The organism is Xanthomonas sp. (genome assembly GCF_017163755.1).
In the GTDB taxonomy this organism is placed as follows: domain Bacteria; phylum Pseudomonadota; class Gammaproteobacteria; order Xanthomonadales; family Xanthomonadaceae; genus Xanthomonas_A.
The window spans coordinates 111,835-130,008 of record NZ_JAFIWC010000007.1; the positions used below are offsets into that span (position 1 = coordinate 111,835).

The 18,174-nt window shown below is 73.5% G+C and carries 14 protein-coding genes and 1 other RNA gene; 8 read left to right on the forward strand and 7 right to left on the reverse strand.

The window, feature by feature from the left end:
* Positions 1 to 34: 34 nt before the first annotated feature.
* Entirely contained in the window at positions 35 to 826 is a 792-nt protein-coding gene (locus JR065_RS06615; protein ID WP_206233216.1) for an NRDE family protein, read from the forward strand.
* A gap of 291 nt (positions 827 to 1,117) precedes the next feature.
* Here JR065_RS06615 and rnpB read toward each other — a convergent pair.
* Together rnpB and rsmI are read right to left on the reverse strand one after the other, a co-directional pair.
* Positions 1,118 to 1,484, reverse strand: an RNA gene (gene rnpB, locus JR065_RS06620) — RNase P RNA component class A.
* A 68-nt stretch (positions 1,485 to 1,552) separates the two neighbouring features.
* Positions 1,553 to 2,377: a 16S rRNA (cytidine(1402)-2'-O)-methyltransferase gene (gene rsmI / locus JR065_RS06625; protein WP_206233217.1), complete on the reverse strand. Its 825-nt coding sequence runs from the start codon at positions 2,375 to 2,377 to the stop codon at positions 1,553 to 1,555.
* An 82-nt stretch (positions 2,378 to 2,459) separates the two neighbouring features.
* On the opposite strand from rsmI, the gene JR065_RS06630 reads away from it, so the two are divergent.
* Genes JR065_RS06630 through JR065_RS06645 form a run of 4 tightly spaced genes read left to right on the forward strand, consistent with a single transcriptional unit; the run spans position 2,460 to position 6,468 of the window.
* A complete protein-coding gene (locus tag JR065_RS06630; RefSeq protein ID WP_206233218.1) occupies positions 2,460 to 4,184 on the forward strand; it encodes a penicillin-binding protein activator in 1,725 nt (574 codons plus the stop codon).
* Complete coding sequence (locus tag JR065_RS06635) at positions 4,174 to 4,542, forward strand: YraN family protein (protein WP_206233219.1); 369 nt, start codon at positions 4,174 to 4,176, stop codon at positions 4,540 to 4,542. Before JR065_RS06630 ends, JR065_RS06635 begins: the two co-directional genes overlap by 11 nt.
* Position 4,543: 1 nt before the next feature.
* A complete protein-coding gene (locus JR065_RS06640; protein ID WP_206233220.1) occupies positions 4,544 to 5,086 on the forward strand; it encodes a metal-dependent hydrolase in 543 nt (180 codons plus the stop codon).
* On the forward strand, positions 5,083 to 6,468 hold the full coding sequence (locus tag JR065_RS06645) for an FAD-binding oxidoreductase (protein ID WP_206233221.1): 1,386 nt from the start codon (positions 5,083 to 5,085) through the stop codon (positions 6,466 to 6,468). Before JR065_RS06640 ends, JR065_RS06645 begins: the two co-directional genes overlap by 4 nt.
* Before the next feature lie 116 nt (positions 6,469 to 6,584).
* Here the strand turns inward: JR065_RS06645 and JR065_RS06650 are convergent, their stop codons facing one another.
* Both JR065_RS06650 and JR065_RS06655 read right to left on the reverse strand, forming a co-directional pair.
* Positions 6,585 to 9,662, reverse strand: coding sequence for an efflux RND transporter permease subunit (locus JR065_RS06650; RefSeq protein WP_206233222.1), 3,078 nt, complete (start codon positions 9,660 to 9,662; stop codon positions 6,585 to 6,587).
* Complete coding sequence (locus JR065_RS06655; protein ID WP_206233223.1) at positions 9,659 to 10,915, reverse strand: efflux RND transporter periplasmic adaptor subunit; 1,257 nt, start codon at positions 10,913 to 10,915, stop codon at positions 9,659 to 9,661. Before JR065_RS06655 ends, JR065_RS06650 begins: the two co-directional genes overlap by 4 nt.
* Before the next feature lie 258 nt (positions 10,916 to 11,173).
* Here JR065_RS06655 and JR065_RS06660 point away from each other — a divergent pair, with 258 nt between their 5' ends.
* The 3 genes from JR065_RS06660 to JR065_RS06670 all read left to right on the forward strand — a co-directional run bounded on the left by JR065_RS06660 (position 11,174) and on the right by JR065_RS06670 (position 13,866).
* Complete coding sequence (locus JR065_RS06660) at positions 11,174 to 11,974, forward strand: MipA/OmpV family protein (protein WP_206233224.1); 801 nt, start codon at positions 11,174 to 11,176, stop codon at positions 11,972 to 11,974.
* A 32-nt stretch (positions 11,975 to 12,006) separates the two neighbouring features.
* Positions 12,007 to 12,717: a response regulator transcription factor gene (locus tag JR065_RS06665; RefSeq protein ID WP_206233225.1), complete on the forward strand. Its 711-nt coding sequence runs from the start codon at positions 12,007 to 12,009 to the stop codon at positions 12,715 to 12,717.
* A 198-nt stretch (positions 12,718 to 12,915) separates the two neighbouring features.
* Positions 12,916 to 13,866: an acyl-CoA thioester hydrolase/BAAT C-terminal domain-containing protein gene (locus JR065_RS06670; protein WP_206233226.1), complete on the forward strand. Its 951-nt coding sequence runs from the start codon at positions 12,916 to 12,918 to the stop codon at positions 13,864 to 13,866.
* Between the two features lie 167 nt (positions 13,867 to 14,033).
* On the opposite strand, the gene JR065_RS06675 is transcribed toward JR065_RS06670, so the two are convergent.
* The 3 genes from JR065_RS06675 to kdpC all read right to left on the reverse strand — a co-directional run bounded on the left by JR065_RS06675 (position 14,034) and on the right by kdpC (position 18,145).
* Positions 14,034 to 14,759, reverse strand: coding sequence for a response regulator (locus JR065_RS06675; protein WP_206233227.1), 726 nt, complete (start codon positions 14,757 to 14,759; stop codon positions 14,034 to 14,036).
* A complete protein-coding gene (locus JR065_RS06680; RefSeq protein ID WP_206233228.1) occupies positions 14,749 to 17,427 on the reverse strand; it encodes a sensor histidine kinase in 2,679 nt (892 codons plus the stop codon). The genes JR065_RS06675 and JR065_RS06680 overlap by 11 nt, the downstream gene beginning before the upstream one ends.
* Before the next feature lie 82 nt (positions 17,428 to 17,509).
* Positions 17,510 to 18,145, reverse strand: a complete 636-nt coding sequence (kdpC, locus tag JR065_RS06685) for a potassium-transporting ATPase subunit KdpC (protein WP_206233229.1) — start codon at positions 18,143 to 18,145, stop codon at positions 17,510 to 17,512.
* Positions 18,146 to 18,174 lie beyond the last annotated feature (29 nt).

Consider the following 18,174-nt stretch of genomic DNA (forward strand, 5'->3'; position numbering starts at 1 on the left):
CGCAAAGCCGGCACAAGAACGGCACAATCGCGGCATGTGTCTGGTCGCCCTCGCTTTGCAGATCCACCCGCGCTGGCGCCTGCTGCTGGCCGGCAACCGCGACGAATTCCACGCCCGCCCGACCGCGCCGCTGCAGCGCTGGCCGGCCCCGCAGGCGCAGGTGCTGGCCGGGCGCGACCTGCGCTCCGGCGGTACCTGGGTGGGGCTGAGCGACGCCGGCCGCTGCGCGGTGGTCACCAACGTGCGCGATCCGCTGGCGACCATGTCCGGCGCCTCGCGCGGCGCCCTGGTCGCCGACTACCTAGGCGGCCACGACGCCGGCGCGGACGCCTTCGCCGCGGCGCTGGCCGCGCGCGCCGACGACTACCCGCCGTTCAACCTGCTGCTGGCCGACGCGTACGGCGCCACCTACCTGGGCAACCACCCGCTGGCGCGGCAACGCCTGTCCCCGGGCCTGCATGGCATGTCCAACGGCGCGCTCGACGCGCCTTGGCCCAAGACCCTGCGCCTGCGCGAGGCGCTGGCGCGCTGGCTGGACAGCGGCGAACAGACCCTGCAGCCGCTGTGGCAGGCGCTGGCCGACGAGACCGTGGCCGCCGACGCCGAGCTGCCCGACACCGGCGTGGACCTGGAGCTGGAACGCCGCCTGTCGCCGGCCTTCATCCGCGGCCGCGACTACGGCACCCGCGCCAGCACCATCGTGGCGGTGGACCACGCCGGCCGCGGCTGGATCCACGAGCGCCGCTTCGGCGCGGACGGGGTGTTTCTGGGGGAGACGAGGCTGGAGGGGCTCGGGACCGGGGACCAGGGACTCGGGACCCGGTAAGAGCAAAGCAACAGCGACGCGCGGCATTCCGGCTTTTCCGAGTCCCGAGTCCCGAGTCCCCGGTCCCGAGTCTTGAGGTCGGAACCGGTGACCGGGGACCAGGGACCCGGTAAGAGCAAAAGCAAGCGGCATTCCCGGCGCTTCCGGTCCCGGTCCCGCATCTGGAGCAAAGCCCCCTTTGTAAAGGGGGCGCGGCGAAGCCGCGGGGATTTGGCAGGCCAAGGGCCTGGGGCCCAAACTTTTGCTGCGCAAAAGTTTGGGGCTTTTTTTAGCGCGACGCGCGAAAAAAAGCGGCGGAGCCGGCCGATAAGCCGGGTTCTGTCGTGGACAGTCATTCTTCTAGGCGCACCATCACCGGTACGCTCGAGCAACCTACCCGGACCCGACGCGGGCAGCGCCATGAGGTCCCTATTTGGTCTTGCTCCAGGTGGGGTTTGCCGTGCCGGTCCGTTACCGGACTCGCGGTGCGCTCTTACCGCACCATTTCACCCTTACCGGCCTGCTTGCGCAGACGTAGGCGGTATCTTTCTGTTGCACTAGTCCGTCGGCTCGCGCCGCCCAGGCGTTACCTGGCACCTTGCCCTGTGGAGCCCGGACTTTCCTCGGCACCCCGACGCACCTAAATGCACCGGGATGACGCGACTGTCTGGCCGACTCCGCCGCGCGCATTGTCGCACGTGCGGCGGGCCGCATGTTCCCGGCGCGGCGCCGGGGAGTCCATGCGGCTCAGCCGCCGTACAAGGCCTTGCGCGGCGCGCCGGTGATCTCCGCGGCGAGCTTGGCGGCGGTGGACGGCGGCAGGTGCTCGCTGAGCTTGGCGTAGACGCGGCGGCCTTCGGCCAGCTGCGCGTCGGCGTCGTCGCCGGCGCCCTGCACCACCAGCACGAACTCGCCCTTGCGCTGGTTGTCGTCGGCCTCCACCCGCGCCTGCAGCTCGGCCAGGGTGCCGCCGAGCACGGTCTCGAACAGCTTGGTCAGCTCGCGCGCCAGCACCGCCGCACGCGCGTCGCCGAACGCGGCGCGGCAGTCGCCCAGCGACTCGGCGATGCGGTGCGAGGATTCGTAGAACACCAGGGTGCGGGTTTCGCCGGCCAGCCGTGCCAGGCGCTCGCGCCGCGCCGCGGCCTTGGCCGGCAGGAAGCCTTCGAAGCTGAAACGGTCGCTGGGCAGGCCGGCCACGCTGAGCGCGGCGATCGCCGCGCACGCGCCCGGCACCGGGCTGACCCGGACGCCGGCCTCGCGCGCCGCGCGCACCAGCCGGTAGCCCGGGTCGCTGACCAGCGGGGTGCCGGCGTCGCTGACCAGCGCCAGCGAATCCCCGCCGAGCAGCCGCGCCACCAGGCGCTGCGCCAGCGCGTCCTCGTTGTGTTCGTGCAGCGCCAGCAACGGCTTGTCGATGCCGAAATGGCTCAGCAGCTGGCCGCTGCGGCGGGTGTCCTCGGCGCAGATCGCGGCCACGCCGCGCAGCGTCTCCTGCGCGCGCGGCGTCAGGTCGGCGAGGTTGCCGATCGGCGTGGCGACGACGTGCAGGGTTCCGGGGCTGGCGCTCATCTGCGTGCTTTCCATGGTCAAGGGTAGAATCGTAGCGGTTTTCCCCGGCGCGCCTTGGCGCGTCCCGTCGAATGGACCAGAAATGAACAAGCGATTCGCAAGGATTTCCGCCCTGTCGCTGCTGGCGCTGCTGTTCGCCGGCTGCGCCACCACCCGCGTGACGCCGAGCGCGTCGCCGGCGCGGTCGGCGGCCAACGCGCTGCTGGAGCAGGGCAAGCCGCGCGAGGCGGCGCAGCAGCTCGAGGCGCAGGCCGCCACCGCCAGCGGCAGCGAGCGCAACTACCTGCTGGCCGACGCGGCGTTCGCCTGGTACGAGGCCGGCGACAAGGCGCGCGCGCGCAGCCTGGCGGCGCAGGTGCAGCCGCGCCAGCTCTCCGGGCTGAGCAAGGCGCGGCTGGGCCTGCTCGGCGCCGAACTGGCGCTGGCCGACCGCCAGCCGGCGCAGGCGCTGCAGGCGCTGGGTAACGATCCGCAGGCGCTGCCGCAGGACCTGCGCGCGCGCTGGCACCTGGCGCGCGCGCAGGCGCTGGAGGGCAGCGGCGACGCCAACGCGGCGCTGGACGAGCGCGCCCGCGCCGACGCCGGCCTGACCGGGCAGGCGCGCACCGACAACCAGCGCGCGATCGTGCGCCAGCTGGCCGCGTTGAACGACGCCACGCTGCAGGCGCGCGCCGCCGCGCTGCCGGCCGGCGACCCGCTGTACAACTTCGCCGGCCGCGCGCTGATCAGCCGCGGCCTGCCGCTGCCGCGCCCGTTCGACCGGGGCGAGCAGTGGGGCTTCGACACCAGCAAGCGGCCGCCGGCCGAGCGCGACGGCTACCGCCCGCCGGCCAGGTTGGCGGTGCTGCTGCCGCTGACCGGCACGCTGGCCACCGCCGCCGCGCCGGTGCGCGACGGGCTGCTCGCCGGCTACTACGGCGAGACCCGGCGCCGGCCGGACATCAGCTTCATCGACACCACCGGCACCCCGGCCGGCGCGCTGGCCGCCTACCAGAAGGCGATCAATGCCGGCGCCGACTTCGTGGTCGGCCCGCTGGGCCGCGACGAGGTCAGCGCGCTGTTCGCGCGCGATGCGCTGCCGGTGCCGCTGCTGGCGCTCAACCGCGGCACCAGCGCCCCGCCCGGCGGCAACGCCGGCTTCTCGCTGGCGCCGGAAGACGACGGCATCGCCGCCGCCGAATACCTGCTGGCGCGCGAACGCCGCAACGTGCTGGTGATCGGCAGCAACGACGACACCGGCCGCCGCGCGGTGGCCGCGTTCCGCGAACGTTTCAGCGAGCGCGGCGGCCAGGTCGCCGCCAGCGTCAACGTCGCCGACGCGCCGGGCGACATCGGCGCGCAGCTGCGCAACGCCGGCGCCGCCGATGCGGTGTTCCTGGCGGTGAAGGGCGCGACCGCGCGCGCGCTGGCGCCGCAGCTGGCGCTGGCCGGCTTCGCCGGCAAGAGCCGGGTCGGCACCTCGCAGCTGGTGCTCGGCACCGGCAAGCCGGAAGACGACCTGGCGCTCGACGGCATCGTCTACCCGAGCGAGCTGTGGAACACGCGCGGCGTCAACGGCCTGCCGGCGGCCGGCACCGTGGCCGAGATGCTGCCGACCGCGCGCGGCCCGGCCGCACGGCTGTTCGCGTTCGGCTACGACGCCTGGCAGATCACCGCCTACCTGGAAAAGCTCGCCACCGGCGCCGACAGCAGCCTGCGCGGCGCCACCGGCGTGCTGCACCTGGACGGCTTCGGCAACATCCTGCGTACCCCGGCGTGGTCCACCTTCAACGGCGGGCGGGCGACGCCGATCGCCGATGGGCGTTGACCGCCGGCAGCGCGGCAACGACGTGGAAGCGGCGGCGCGCGCCGAACTGGAGCGCGCCGGGCTGCGGCTGATCGCGGCCAACGTGAACTACCGCGGCGGCGAACTGGACCTGGTGATGGAGCATGCGCAGTGCCTGGTGTTCGTCGAGGTGCGCTACCGGCGCAGCGCCGCGTTCGGCGGCGGCGCCGCTTCGGTGGACCTGCGCAAGCGCCGCCGCCTGCTGCTCGCCGCGCAGCTGTTCCTGGCCGGCCACCCGCGCTACGCGCAGTGGCCGTGCCGCTTCGACGTGGTCGCGGCCGAGGGCGAGCCGCCGCGGCTGACCTGGCTGCGCGACGCGTTCCGCGCCGACGACTGCTGACATGCCCAGCATCTTCACCCACGCCGCGGTGCCGCTGGCGTTGTGGGCCGCCGCCGACCGCGGGCGCATCTCCGCGCGCCTGCTAGGCGCCGGCATCGCCGCGGCGATCGCGCCGGACCTGGACGTGCTCGCCTTCGCGCTGCGCATTCCCTACGCCGACGCGTTCGGCCATCGCGGCGCCAGCCATTCGCTGCTGTTCGCCGCGCTGCTGGCGCTGCTCGGCGCGGCGCTGCACCGGCCGTTGCGCGCCGGCGCGGCGCAGGCCGGCGCGTGGATCTTCGTCTGCGCCGCGTCGCATCCGCTGCTCGACGCGCTGACCTCCGGCGGGCTCGGCGTCGCGCTGGGCTGGCCCTGGAGCGAGCGGCGCTGGTTCGCGCCGTGGCGGCCGATCCGGGTCTCGCCGTTCGCCAACGGTTTCTTCAGCGCGCGCGGCGTGGCCACGCTGGCGTCGGAGCTGCGCTGGGTCTGGCTGCCGCTGGCGCTGGCGGTGCTGGGCTGGAAGCTGATCCAACCGCCGGTTTCCCCTGCCCGGTCCGCGCCATGAACACACCCTTGCCCGCTGCCCTCGTCCACACCCTGTCCCGCCTGCTCGGCGCCGATGGCTGGCGCAGCGACGCCGCCGCGCGCCGCGCCTACGGCGAGGACGATTCGCGGCGCTGGGCGCTGGCCGACGCGGTGGCGCTGCCGAGCACGCGCGAGCAGGTGCAGGCGATCGTGCGCGCCTGCCGCGCGCATGGCGTGCCGATCGTGGCGCGTGGCGCCGGCACCGGCACCACCGGCGCGGCGGTGCCGCTGCACGGCGGCGTGGTGCTGTCGTTCGCGCGCATGAACCGGATACTGGACATCCGCGCGCAGGACCGCTGCGCGGTGGTCGAACCGGGCGTGCTCAACGGCGAGCTGCAGCAGGCGCTGGCGCCGCACAAGCTGTTCTGGCCGCCGGATCCGTCCAGCGCGGAGATCTGCAGCGTCGGCGGCAACCTGTCGACCAACGCCGGCGGCCCGCGCGCGGTGAAGTACGGCGCCACCCGCGACAACGTGCTCGGCCTGGTCGCGGTGACCGGCGCCGGCGAGCTGATCCGCTGCGGCGGCGCCTACACCAAGAACGCCACCGGTTACGACCTGACCCATCTGCTGGTCGGCAGCGAAGGCACGCTGGCGCTGATCGTGGAGGCCACGCTGAAGCTGTCGCCGCGGCCGCATGCGCAGGCCGGGCTGCGCGCGTTCTATCGCGACGCCGGCGCCGCCGCCGCGGCGGTGTCGCGGCTGATGGCGCAGCCGACCACGCCGGCGATGCTCGAGTTCATCGACCGGCGCAGCCTGCAGCTGCTTCGCGCCCACGGCAGCGACCTGCCCGAGGCCGGCGCGATGCTGCTGATCGAGGCCGACGGCGACGACGACACCTTGCCGTTGGCGCTGCAGGCGCTGGGCACGGCCGCCGACGGCGACGGCCTGCTGGCGCTGGATGTGGCCACCGACGGCGCCGCGCGCGATCGGCTGTGGGCGGCGCGGCGCGCGCTGTCGCCGGCGCTGCGCACGATCGCGCCGGGCAAGATCAACGAGGACGTGGTGGTGCCGGTGTCGCGCATCCCCGAACTGGTCGCCGGGGTGGAAGCGCTGGCCGCCGAGTTCGACCTGGTGATCGTCGCCTTCGGCCATGCCGGCAACGGCAACCTGCACGTCAACATCATGTACCACCCGGACGATGCGTCCGAGAGCGCACGCGCGCAGGCCGCGCTGCCGCGGCTGTTCGCGCTGGCCCTGGCGCTGGGCGGCACGCTGTCGGGCGAGCACGGCATCGGCGTGGCCAAGCGCGACTACATGGCGCAGGCGTTCGACGCGGCCACGCTGGCGGCGATGCGCGCGGTCAAGCGCGCGCTGGACCCGGACGGCATCCTCAATCCCGGCAAGGTGCTGCCGGACGCCTGAACCACGATGGCCGACGCTGCGGCGCGGATCCTCCACGCGCCGAAGGCGGCGACGGCCCCGCATGGCGCGCGGCATGCACCACGCGATGCGCGGCGATCCTTGCCACGCCGCGCGCCCTACTCGGCCGGACGCTGCGCCCACGCGGCGACACCGCCGCGCCGGCGCGCGATGCGCCGCGTCCACGCCCAGCCGTCCTCCACGCAGGTGAACACGACCGGCACCACCAGCAGGCTGAGCAGCGTGGAGGTCGCCAGCCCACCGATCACCGCGATGGCCATCGGCTGGCGGAAGCTGGCATCGGCGCCCAGCCCCAGCGCGATCGGCAGCATGCCGGCGATCATCGCCAGCGAGGTCATGACGATCGGGCGGGCGCGCTGGCTGCAGGCCTCCAGCAGTGCCGTGGCGCGGTCCAGCCCATGCGCGCGCATCGCCTGCACGGCATGGTCCACCAGCAGGATGGAGTTCTTGGTCACCACGCCCATCAGCATGACCAGGCCGATCATCGCCGGCACGTCCAGCGCGCTGCCGCTCGCCAGCAGCGCCAGCAGCGCGCCGCCCAGCGACAGCGGCACCGCCGAGAGGATCGTCAGCGGCTGGAACACGTCCTTGAACAGCAGGATCAGCACGCAGAACATGCAGGCCACGCCGGCGCAGATGGCCATCAGGAAGCCGCTCGCCAGTTCCGCGGCAAGCTCCGAATCGCCGGCCTCGATCCGGCTCACGCCCTTGGGCATGGCGCGGCTCACCTGCAGCGCGGCCACCGCCGCGTCCGCATCGCCCAGCGGCATGCCGGCCAGGCCCGCGCTCACGGTCACGTAGCGGCGCCGGTCGTAGCGGTCGATCTGGTGCGGGCCGCTCTCGATCGAGAGGCTGGCGATGCTGTCCAGCGGCACCGAACCTGCGCGCGCCGGCACCCGCAGCCGGCCGATGGCCTCCAGGTCGTTGCGCAGCCGCGTCGGCACCTGCACCCGGATCAGGATCTGCCGGTTGTCCAGGTTCAACCGCGGCAGGTCGGTATCGAAGTCGCCGCCGAACGCGACGCGCACCGTCTCGGCGATGGCGGCGGTGTCCACGCCCAGCTCGGCCGCGCGCACGGTGTCCGGCCGGATCGTCACCTCGGGCTGCTCCATGCTCGCGGTCGAGGCGACGTTGACCAGGCCCTGGATGCCGCGCATCTGCCGCTCCATCGCCTGCGCGGTCTCCTTGAGCAGGCGGGCGTCGTCGCTGGCCAGGATCAGCGCCAGATCGCCGCCGAGGTTGTTGCCGCCCACGGTGAAACGCGCCCCCGGGATCGGCTCCAGCCGCTCGCGGATCGCCCGTTCGATCTGCGGCTGCGACGGGCGCGCGTCGCGCGGCTGCAGCTTCAGCGTCAACCGCGCGCGCCGCGCCTCCGGGCTCGAATGGCCTTCGTTGTCCTGCGCCTCGCCGACGCTGGTGAACACCGAGGCGACACCCGGCACGCCGTCCAGCGCGTGCCGGACCCGCTCCGCCGCGCGCAGCGTGTCCTCCAGCGCGCCGCCGGGCGCCAGTTCCAGCCCCACCTCCACGAAGCCCTGTTCGGCCGCCGGAATGAACCCGGTCGGCAGCAGCGGCAGCAGCGCGAACGAGCCGGCCATGAACGCGCCGGCGGCGGCGAGCGTGGCCTTGCGGTGCGCCAGGCACCAGCTCGCCGCCGCGAGGTAGCGCGCCATCCACGGCCCGCGGTGCTCGCGCTTGGCCGGCGCGTCCTTCAACCAGTGCACCGCGAGCAGCGGCGTCAGCAGGCGCGCCACCAGCAGCGACGCCAGCACAGCGATGACCGCGGTCCAGCCGAACTGCTCGAACAGCATGCCCGGCACGCCCGGCATCACCGCGGTGGGCAGGAACACCGCCACCAGCGTCAGCGTGGTCGCCATCACCGCCAGCGCGATCTCGGTCACCGCGTCGCCGGTGGCCTGCCGCAGCGGCTTGCCCTGGCGCCGGTGGCGCTCGATGTTCTCGATCTCCACGATCGCGTCGTCGACCAGGATGCCGGCCACCACCGCCAGCGCCAGCAGGGTCAGGGTGTTGAGCGAAAATCCCAGCCACGGCATCAGCGCGAAGGTCGGCAGGATGGACAGCGGCAGCGCCATCGCCGCGACCAGGGTGGCGCGCCAGTCGCGCAGGAACCACCACACCACCAGGATCGCCAGCACCGCCCCTTCCAGCAGCATCTGCATCGAGCCGTGGAACTGTTCCAGGGTGTAGTCCACGCTGCCCGCTATCCGGGTCGCCACCAGCTGCGGATGGCTCTCGCGCAACGCCGACAGCGCCCGCGCCACCTCCTCGGCGATCACCGTCTCGTCCATGCCCTTGGCCCGGTAGACGTGGAAGCCGACCACCGGCGCGCCGTTGAGCAGCGCGGCCTGGCTGCGGTCGCGATGGCCATCGACGACGGTCGCCACCTGATGCAGGTGCACCCGGCGGCCGTCGGACAGCGGAATGGCCAGGTTCTGCAGCTCGTCCGCCTGGCGCGCGGTGGCGATGGTCCGCAACGACTGCTCGCCGCCGCCCACGCGCGCCAGGCCGCCGGAGGCCTCCTGCTGCACGCGGCGCAGTCCGCGCGAGACGTCGGCCGCGGTCACGCCGAGCGCGGCCAGGCGGATCGGATCGACCTCCACCCGCACTTCGCGCTGCACCCCGCCGATGCGTGCCACCCGGCCCACGCCGGGAATCGCGCGCAACGCCTTGTCGATCGTATCGTCCACGAACCACGACAGCGCCTGCTCGTCCATCGCCGTGGACGCCACCGCATAGGTGACGATCGGACTGCCGCCGACCACTTCGGCGCTGACCGCCGGCTGCAGCACGTCGGCCGGCAGGTCCGAGCGGGTGCGGTCGACGGCCTGCTTGACCTCGTTCAGCGCCTCCTGCAGCGGCTTGCCGATCTCGAACTCCGCCGAGATCTGCACCGCGCCGTTGCTGACCTGGGTGCGCAGGTGGCGCAGCCCGACCACGCCGGTGATCGCGTCCTCCACCGGCCGCGCGACCTCGGTCTCCAGCTGCGCCGGCGCCACGCCTGGCTGCGCCAGGGCGACGTTGACGGTGGGAAGCTCGAAGTCGGGCAGGTTCTGGATGGGCAGGCGCCCGAACCCCAGCCCGCCGGCGACGGCCAGCAGCAGGAACAGCAGCACCACCGGCATCGGATTGCGGATCGACCAGGTCGCCGGATTCATGGCGCGACCGCCTCCACGCCGCCGCCCGGTACCGCCGATGCGACCGCGTTCGTGCCGATCCTCACCCGGTCGCCGTCGGCCAGGAATCCCGCGCCCAGCTCGGCCACGTGCGCGCCCTCGCGCAGGCCGGACACGATCTCCACCGAACGCCCCTGCCGGCGCCCGACCGTGACCGCGCGTGCGCTGGCCTTGCCGGTGCCGCCCTGGGCGCTGATCTCGAACACGAAACTGCGCCCATCGCGGATCACCACCGCCGCCGCCGGGACCACCAGCGCCGCCGAGGTCGCCTGCGCGATCTCGCCCTCGACGTACATCCCCGCCCGCGCGCCGCTGCCGGGGCGCAGGTCGGCATAGACCAGGCCCATGCGCGAATCGGTGCCGAGCGTCGGCGCCGCCTGCCGCACCGTGGCCACGGCGCGGCTGCCATCGGGCAACGCCAGCACCACCTCGCGTCCCGGCAGGATCTGCGCGATCTGCCGCGCGCCGACCTCGCCACGCCATTCCAGGCGCTGTTGGCGGATCAACCGGAACAACGGCTGGCCCTGCTCCGGTACCGCGCCGAGCGTGGCGGTGCGCTCGCTGATCACCCCATCGTCCGGCGCGCGCAGCACCGCGTACGCGATCTCCACCTGCTTGGCCCGCAACGAGGCCTGCGCCGACCGCACCGCGGCGGCGGCCGATTCGGCCTGGGTCAGCGACTGCAGGATCGACTGCTCGCTGAGCGCGCCGCTGGCGCGCAGCTTCACCGCGCGTTCGGCATCGCGCGCGGCCTGCGCGGCCTGCGCCTGCGCCTGGGCCAGGGCCGCCTGCAGCCGGTGCGCCTCGGCCTGCAGCAGCGCATCGTCGAAACGCGCCAGCACCTGGCCCCGGCGGACGCGGTCGCCGACCTGCGCATCCACGCTGGCCACGCGCAGCCCGCCCAGCGGCGCGCCCAGCGCCGATTCCTGCCACGGCACGATCGCGCCGGAGGCACGCAAGGTTTCCCGCCACGACTGGTAGGCCGCACGGGCGGTGGTGATGGTCATCGCCATCGGCGCGGCGTCGGCCGCGGGATCGGCATGCGGCACGGGCGGCTGCGGACCCGGCTGGGCCACCACGATCGAGGCCAGCACCGCCGCGCCGGCGGCGAGCGCACCGATCAGGCAGATGAACCACAGTTGGCCGCGTCCGCGCAGGCGGCGCCTGCCCGAACCGGGGTGGACGCCGCCGGCGCGGACGCGGGCGACGGCGTATCGATGGCGCAACGGTGCCATGCGGGATCCAGTGATGGAGGGGGATGGGCGCGGCGTGGCTCGGGCGCAAGCGCGCCGGGGGCTGCCGTTCGCCGCCGACTGTAGGGGCGGGCGAATTACCTGCTTCTTACTGCACCGGTGCGCGGATCGGTCCTGTTCGATCGGCGCGTTCGCCGCGCCGACCGGGCGCGCGCGCGTCTTCAACGCGACGCGTAAGTCGCGCGTAAGTCGCTGCCGGCAAGAATCATCCCCGCCCCCTTCCCAAAGCAGCCCAACCCCATGCTCAAGTACGTCGCGACCATCCCCTTCCTACTCCCCACGCTGGCCCTGGCGCAGACCGCCTCCAGCAGCAGCGACCTGCTGGCCCAGGCAGACGACGATCGCTGGTCGATCGGGGTGGGCGCCGCCGTGCGCCAGAGCCCCTATGCCGGCGAGGGCACGCGGATCCGTCCGGTGCCGCTGCTGACCTACGACGGCGAGCGCCTGTTCTGGCGCGGCCTGAGCGGCGGCATGCATCTCATCGGCGGCGACACCTTCAAGCTGGACGCGATCGTCGCCGGGCGCTTCGACGGCTTCGATATCGAGGACCTGGGCCGCACCGAGCTGGCCCGCAACGGCGTGGACGCCTCGCTGCTGGAGGACCGCGACGACGGCCTGGATGCGGGCATGGCCGCGAGCTGGAGCGGCCGCGCCGGCGAGTTCAAGCTGCGCGCGCTGGTCGACGTGACCGATGCCAGCGGCGGCTACGAAGTGGCCGCCGACTACGCCTACCGCCTGCAGTGGGGCCGCACGACCGTGGTGCCGGGCGTGGGCGTACGCTGGATGTCCGACGACATGGTGGACTACTACTATGGCACCCTGGACGAGGAGGTCGCGCGCGGCGTGCCGTTCTACCAGCCCGGCGCGGCGCTGGTGCCGCAGGTGAGCGTGGGCTTCTCCCGTCCGCTGGGAGAGAAGTGGAAGCTGCAAGGATCGCTGGACTACAAGTTCCTTCCCAACGAGATCACCGACAGCCCGCTGATGGAACCGGACACCGACGGCTCGGCAGGCCTGATGATCGGCATCAGCCGCGGCTTCTGACCGGTACCACCCGCTTCCTTTTCCCGACCTCCATGTCCCAGCCCGCCACGCCCCTTCCCAACAGGATCGCCCTGGTCGAGGACCACGAGCGCCTTGCCGTGCTGGTGGAGCGCGGGCTGGGCGCTGCGGGAATCGCGGTGGACACCTTCCACACCATGGACGCGGCCTGGCACGGGATTTCCCAGCACGCGTACGCCGCGGCCGTCATCGACCGCGGCCTTCCCGACGGCGACGGCCTGAACCTGGTCCGGCGCATGCGCGCGGCCGACAACCGCGTCCCGTGCCTGATGCTGACCTCGCGCGATGCGCTGCGCGACCGCGTGGACGGGCTGGACGCCGGCGCCGACGACTACCTGCCCAAGCCGTTCGCGATGGAGGAACTGGCCGCGCGCGTGCGTGCGCTGATGCGGCGTCCGCCGGAACTGCGCGACCTGCAACTGGTCCATCACGGCCTGCAGGTCCTGCCCGAAGCCGGCTGCATGCGCTTCGGCGAGGAACAGGTCAGCCTGGCGCCGGCGGAACTGCAGATCGCGATCTGCCTGGTCCGCGCCGCCGGGCAGGTGGTGCGCCGCGGCGCGCTGGAGGCGGCGGCCTGGGGCGTGGCGGACGCGGTCACGCCCAATGCGCTGGACGTGGCCCTGCACCGGCTGCGCAAGAAACTGGCCGCCATCGACTGCGACCTGTCCGTGGTCAACGTGCGCAACCTGGGCTTCGCGCTGCGGCGTGCGGAGGCGGCGGCGTAGTCCTGCCGGACCGCGGTTCGACCATGGCGGCGAACGATGCGGGCGCGTCGCCGTTGCCGCGCGGCGGCCTCGCGGCAACGCGGGCATGACGATCCGGCCATGCGGTGGCGCCGCGCTTGCGCGACAGTGGCGGCGTGGCGGAGACAGCGCGGCGCATTCGCGCCGCGGTCGCGCCGCCTCGACAAGGGAGCGATTGGCATGGCGATCAGGTTCGGTATCGTGGCCGCCGTGGCGTGGCTGGCGGGCGGCGCTGTCGCCTCGGCACAGCCGGTGGCCGAACGCACGATCGAGACCGCCACGCTCTCGGCCACGCTGTACGCGCCGGACGACGGCGCGGCGCATCCGGCGGTACTGGTGCTGGGCGGCGCGGAAGGCGGGCGTGGCTGGGCCAAGGGGATCGCCCGGCGTCTGGCCGAGCAAGGCTATGTCGCGCTCGCGCAAAGCTACTTCAACGGCCCCGGCCTGCCGCCGCAACTCAGTGCGATACCGCTGGAACGGCTACAGGCCGGCATCGATTACCTGGCGCAGGCGCAACGCGGGGCGCCCTCGCGCATTGCCGTGCTCGGGCTGTCCAAGGGCGCGGAAGCGGCGCTGGTGCTGGCCGCGCACGACGCGCGCGTCGCCGCGGTGGTGGCGGCGTCGCCATCGGACGTGGTGTGGCAAGGCATCGACCGCAGCGGCGGCGCACCGGCCAGTTCGTGGACGTTCTCCGGCAAGCCGCTGGCCTATGTGCCGTTCGCGCCATGCCCCGACTGCAAGGGCCTGCTGGATCTGTACCGGCACAGCGGCGAGGCGGTGGCGGCCGACAGCGCCGCGAAGATCGCGGCAGAGCGCATCCGCGGGCCGGTGCTGCTGATCGCCAGCGCGCAGGACCAGGTGTGGCCGTCCGCGCAGATGGCCGCCTCGCTCGCCGGGCGCCTGAAGCGCGCGGGCTTCGCCCACCGCGTCGACGTGCTGCAGTACCCGCAGGGCGGGCATTTCGCGTTCGGCCCGCCCCCGACCGACGCCACGCTGCAGGAGGACATCGGCTTCGGCGGCGGCACCCCGTCCGGGCTGCGCGAAGCGCGCGCGCACAGCTGGGCGCAGGTGTCGGCCTTCCTCGACACCGCGCTGCGCGGCGACGACGTGCCGGCGGCGCCTACGAATTGACGGATTTCTTGCGCGCGCCGTGCTGCCGCTCGAAGGCAGGTTGCCGTTTCAGCGCCCATCCAGCCGTTCGGCGCAGCGTATGTAAGGCGGCCAAAATCCAGTGGCACCGCTGCCGATGCGACCACGGCGCATGATCAAGGATGCATCGGTCGCAGGTACCGCCACCGTCACTGGCGGTCACCCGTGCCGATGAAGCGCAGGCCCACGCCCGGTTCGGTGGCGATGTAGCGCGGCGCCACCGCGCTGTCGCCGAGTTTCTGCCGCAGCTTGCCGACCAGGATGCGCAGGTAGTGGGTGTCCTCCTGGTGCGTCGGCCCCCACACTTCGCGCAGCAGTTGCGGCTGGGTGACCACCCGCCCGCTGTGGCGCAGCAGCAGCGCCAGCAAGGCGTACTCCTTGCGGCCCAGCGCCAGCGCCTCACCGTCCACGCGCACTTCGCGCAGGCCCAGGTGGATATGCAGGTGGCCGTCGTCGAACACCGGCTCGGCCTCGCCGGCCACCGGCTGCATGCGCAACAGCACGCGGATGCGCGCCATCAGCTCCTGCACGCCGAACGGCTTGGTCACGTAGTCGTTGGCGCCGGCGTCCAGCGCCTGCACCTTTTCCGCCTCGCCGGCGCGCACGGTGAGCATGATCACCGGCACCGACGACCACTGCCGCAGTTCGCGCAGCACGCTGTGCCCGTCCTGGTCCGGCAGGCCGACGTCCAGCACCACCAGCTCGGCGCCGTGCGCGGCCAGCTGCGCCAAGCCGTCGGCGCCGGTGGCGGCCTGCAGCACGCGGTAGCCCTGCGCGCGCAGGCTGATGTCGAGGAAGCGGCGGATCTGCGGCTCGTCGTCGACGACCAGCACGCGCGGCGGCGGAATCGGATCGGCGGAGGAGTCAGTCGGCATCGGGATGGGGCGGCGGCGCGGCGGGTTCGATCAGCGGCAGGGTAATGCGGATCGTGGTGCCGCGGCCATCGGCGCCGGGCAGCGCCTCGACGCTGCCGCCGTGCGCGCCGATCATGCCCTGGCAGATGGTCAGGCCCAGGCCGGTGCCGTGGCGGCCGCGGTCGCCGCGCTCCACGCTGTAGAACATGTCGAAGATGCGCGCGCGTTCGTCCTCGGGAATGCCCGGGCCGCGGTCGCCGATGTCGATGCGCAGGCGCCCGTCGGCCATCGCCGCGCGCACGTCGATCGCCTCGCCCGGCGGCGAGAACTTGGCCGCGTTCTCCAGCACGTTGAAGATCGCCTGCTCGACCAGCGCCGGGTGCACCCACAGCGTCGGCAGGTCCGCGTCCAGCGCGATGTCCAGGCGCACCTGCGGCTGGTAGCGCTGCAGCCGCCGCGCGGCCGAGCCGATCAGCTCGTCCACGCCGATCCAGTCGCGGTTCAAGGTCAGCCCGGTGTGGCCCAGGCGGGTCATGTCGAGCAGATTCTGGATGTAGCGGTCCAGGCGCTCGCCTTCCAGCTGGATCGTCTCCAGCAGGCTGCGGCGGTCGTCGGCGTCCATCGCCTGGCCGTAGCTGGCCAGGCTGCTGGCCGCGCCGATCATCGCCGCCAGCGGCGAGCGCAGGTCGTGCGACACCGACGACAGCAGCGCCGAGCGCAGGCGCTCGGTCTCGCCGCTGACCCGCGCGCTTTCCAGGTCGGCCACCAGCCGCGTGCGCAGCGCGGCCTGGCCGATGTCCTCGACCATCGCCTCGGCCAGGCGCTGCTGCTCCAGGCCGGGACGCTGCACCCCTGGCGCGAAGCGCATTCCGACCACGCCGATCGCGCCGCGCTCGTGGCGCACCGGCAGGAACCACCAGCTGGCGCCGGCCAGGGTGTCGGTGAAGCGGCCGGTGGCCTGGCCGTGGCGCTGCGCCCAGTCGGCGGCGCTGCGGTCCACCGCCGCCATCGACGCCGGATAGCCGTCCGCGCCGTCCTGCGCGGCCTCCAGCGGCTGCAGCCGCAGCCACGCCTCGGCATCGAGCGTGGCGGCCAGCGCGCGGCGCCCGGCCTCCAGCACCTGGCCCAGGTCGGCGGCGCTGGTCAGCTGGCGGCCGAGCGCCTGCAACGCGGTGGTCTGCGCATTGGCCGCGCGCAGCGCCAGCACCTGCATGCGCAGCCGCGACGCCAGCCGCCCGGCCACCAGCGCGGCGACCAGGAACAGCATCACCGTGACCACGCCCTGGCGCGCGCCGATGTGCAGCGTGTAGCGCGGTTCGATGAAGAAGAAGTTGTAGGCCAGGAAGCTCAGCAGCGCCGACAGCACCGCCGCGGCCATGCGCGTCTTCGCCGCGACCATCACCACCGCGACGATGAACACCATCGACAGGTCGTCGATGCCGACCCAGCGCTCGGCGATCCACGCCAGCGCCACCGCCAGCACCGAGGCGACCGCGGCGAACGCCAGGTCGTCGCGCGACAGCCAGTGGCCGGGGCTGCGCCAGCGCCGCCGCGCGCGCGCGCGCGCCTCGGGCGAGCTGATGATCACCAGTTCGTAGTGCGCGCCGCGCTGCAGCAGCTGCTGGGTCAGGGTGCGGTTGACCATGCGCGCCAGCGGGCGCTCGCGGGTGCGGCCGAGCAGCAGCGTGGACACGCCGTTGCGCGCGGCGTGGTCGAGCAGGGTGTCGGCCACGCCGGTGCCGTGCAGCAGCGCCGCGTCGCCGCCGAGCCGCCGCGCCAGCGCGAACGCGCGGTCGATCTCCAGCTGCCACGCCGCGTCCGGCTGCGCGCGGGTCTGCACGGTCACCACCGTCCACGGCGCGCCGCGGCGTTCGGCCAGGCGCCGCGCCACCCGCACCAGGTACTCGGACTGGCCGCGGCCGTCGATCGCCACCATCACCCGCCGCCGCAACGCCACGCCCGGGCGGCCCTGCGCGGCCTGCACGTCGCGCAGGTCGTTGTCGACGCGGTCGGCCGCGGTCTGCATCGCCAGCTCGCGCAGCGCGGCCAGGTTCGACGGCGAGAAGAACGCCTGCAGCGCCTGCCCCGCCTGCTCTGGCAGGTACACCTTGCCCTGCTGCAGGCGTTCGATCAGCTCGCGCGGCGGCAGGTCGACCAGCACGATGTCGCGCAGCCGGTCGAAGATCGCATCGGGCACGGTCTCGGCCACGCGCACGCCGGTGATGCGGTGGACGACGTCGTTGAGGCTTTCCAGGTGCTGGATGTTGACCGTGCTGTAGACGTCGATGCCGGCGTCGAGCAGTTCCTGCACGTCCTGCCAGCGCCGCTCGTGGCGGCTGCCCGGCGCGTTGCGGTGCGCCAGTTCATCGACCAGCACCAGCGGCGGACGCCGCGCCAGCAGCGCGTCCAGGTCCATTTCCTCGAGCATCCGTCCACGGTACTCCACGCGCCGCCGCGGCTGCACCGTCAACCCGTCCAGCAGTGCCGCGGTCTCGGCGCGGCCGTGGGTCTCGACCACGCCGACCACCACCTCGCTGCCCTGCTGCTGCAGCTGCCGCGCGCGCGACAGCATCGCGTAGGTCTTGCCGACGCCCGGCGCCGCGCCCAGGAACACGGTCAGCCGCCCGCCGCGCTCGCGCTGGAGTTCGCAGATCAAGGCATCGGCCTGCTGGGTGCGGGGGTCGGGCATGGGCGGAATGATGGCGTGAGTGAGACGGGACCGGGGACCGGGGACCGGGGACCGGAAGAGCCTACAGCGTGCAGTCCCGGCTTTAGCGCTTTTGCCCTTCCCGGGTCCCCGGTCCCCGGTCCCCGGTCCCGGCTCCATCCAACGCCAGATTCAACACCAGCACATTCACCCGCGGCTGGCCGAGCACGCCGAACTGGCGGTCCTGGGTGTGCGCGGCGACCAGCGCGGCGACGCGCTCGGCCGGCAGGCCGCGCGCCTTGGCCACGCGCGCCACCTGCTGCTGCGCCGCGGCCACGCTGATGTCCGGGTCCAGGCCGCTGCCGGACTGGGTCAGCAGGTCGTCCGGCACCTGCGCCGGGGCGACGCCGTCGCGCGCGGCCACGCTGGCGCGCGCATCGGCGATGCGCTGCTGCAGCTCGGGATTGCTGCGCGCCTGGTTGCTGCCGGCCGCGGCCATCGGGTCGAACTTGGCCGCCGACGGGCGCGGCTGGAAATAGCCGGGCGCGGCGAACGGCTGCGCCACCAGCGCCGAGCCGCGCACGCGTCCGTCGCGTTCGAGCAGGCTGCCGTTGGCCTGCGCCGGGAACAGCGCGCCGGCGAGCACGGTGGCGAGCAGCGAATACAGCGCGGCGGCGCCGAGCACCAGCAGCGGCAGCAGCACCGCGGCGCGCCAGCGCAGCGGCTCGCGGCGGGAAGAAGAAACCGGGGAAACGTTCATCGCGGGAGATCCGGGAAAGAAGCGGAAGA

Coding starts and splice junctions, on each gene's coding strand:
- JR065_RS06645 (WP_206233221.1), top strand. CDS start 5,083: ATGAACACACCCTTGCCCGCTGCCCTCGTCCACACCCTGTCCCGCCTG.
- JR065_RS06670 (WP_206233226.1), top strand. CDS start 12,916: ATGGCGATCAGGTTCGGTATCGTGGCCGCCGTGGCGTGGCTGGCGGGC.
- JR065_RS06675 (WP_206233227.1), bottom strand. CDS start 14,759: ATGCCGACTGACTCCTCCGCCGATCCGATTCCGCCGCCGCGCGTGCTG.
- kdpC (WP_206233229.1), bottom strand. CDS start 18,145: ATGAACGTTTCCCCGGTTTCTTCTTCCCGCCGCGAGCCGCTGCGCTGG.
- JR065_RS06680 (WP_206233228.1), bottom strand. CDS start 17,427: ATGCCCGACCCCCGCACCCAGCAGGCCGATGCCTTGATCTGCGAACTC.
- JR065_RS06650 (WP_206233222.1), bottom strand. CDS start 9,662: ATGAATCCGGCGACCTGGTCGATCCGCAATCCGATGCCGGTGGTGCTG.
- rsmI (WP_206233217.1), bottom strand. CDS start 2,377: ATGAGCGCCAGCCCCGGAACCCTGCACGTCGTCGCCACGCCGATCGGC.
- JR065_RS06640 (WP_206233220.1), top strand. CDS start 4,544: ATGCCCAGCATCTTCACCCACGCCGCGGTGCCGCTGGCGTTGTGGGCC.
- JR065_RS06655 (WP_206233223.1), bottom strand. CDS start 10,915: ATGGCACCGTTGCGCCATCGATACGCCGTCGCCCGCGTCCGCGCCGGC.
- JR065_RS06665 (WP_206233225.1), top strand. CDS start 12,007: ATGTCCCAGCCCGCCACGCCCCTTCCCAACAGGATCGCCCTGGTCGAG.
- JR065_RS06615 (WP_206233216.1), top strand. CDS start 35: ATGTGTCTGGTCGCCCTCGCTTTGCAGATCCACCCGCGCTGGCGCCTG.
- JR065_RS06660 (WP_206233224.1), top strand. CDS start 11,174: ATGCTCAAGTACGTCGCGACCATCCCCTTCCTACTCCCCACGCTGGCC.
- JR065_RS06630 (WP_206233218.1), top strand. CDS start 2,460: ATGAACAAGCGATTCGCAAGGATTTCCGCCCTGTCGCTGCTGGCGCTG.
- JR065_RS06635 (WP_206233219.1), top strand. CDS start 4,174: ATGGGCGTTGACCGCCGGCAGCGCGGCAACGACGTGGAAGCGGCGGCG.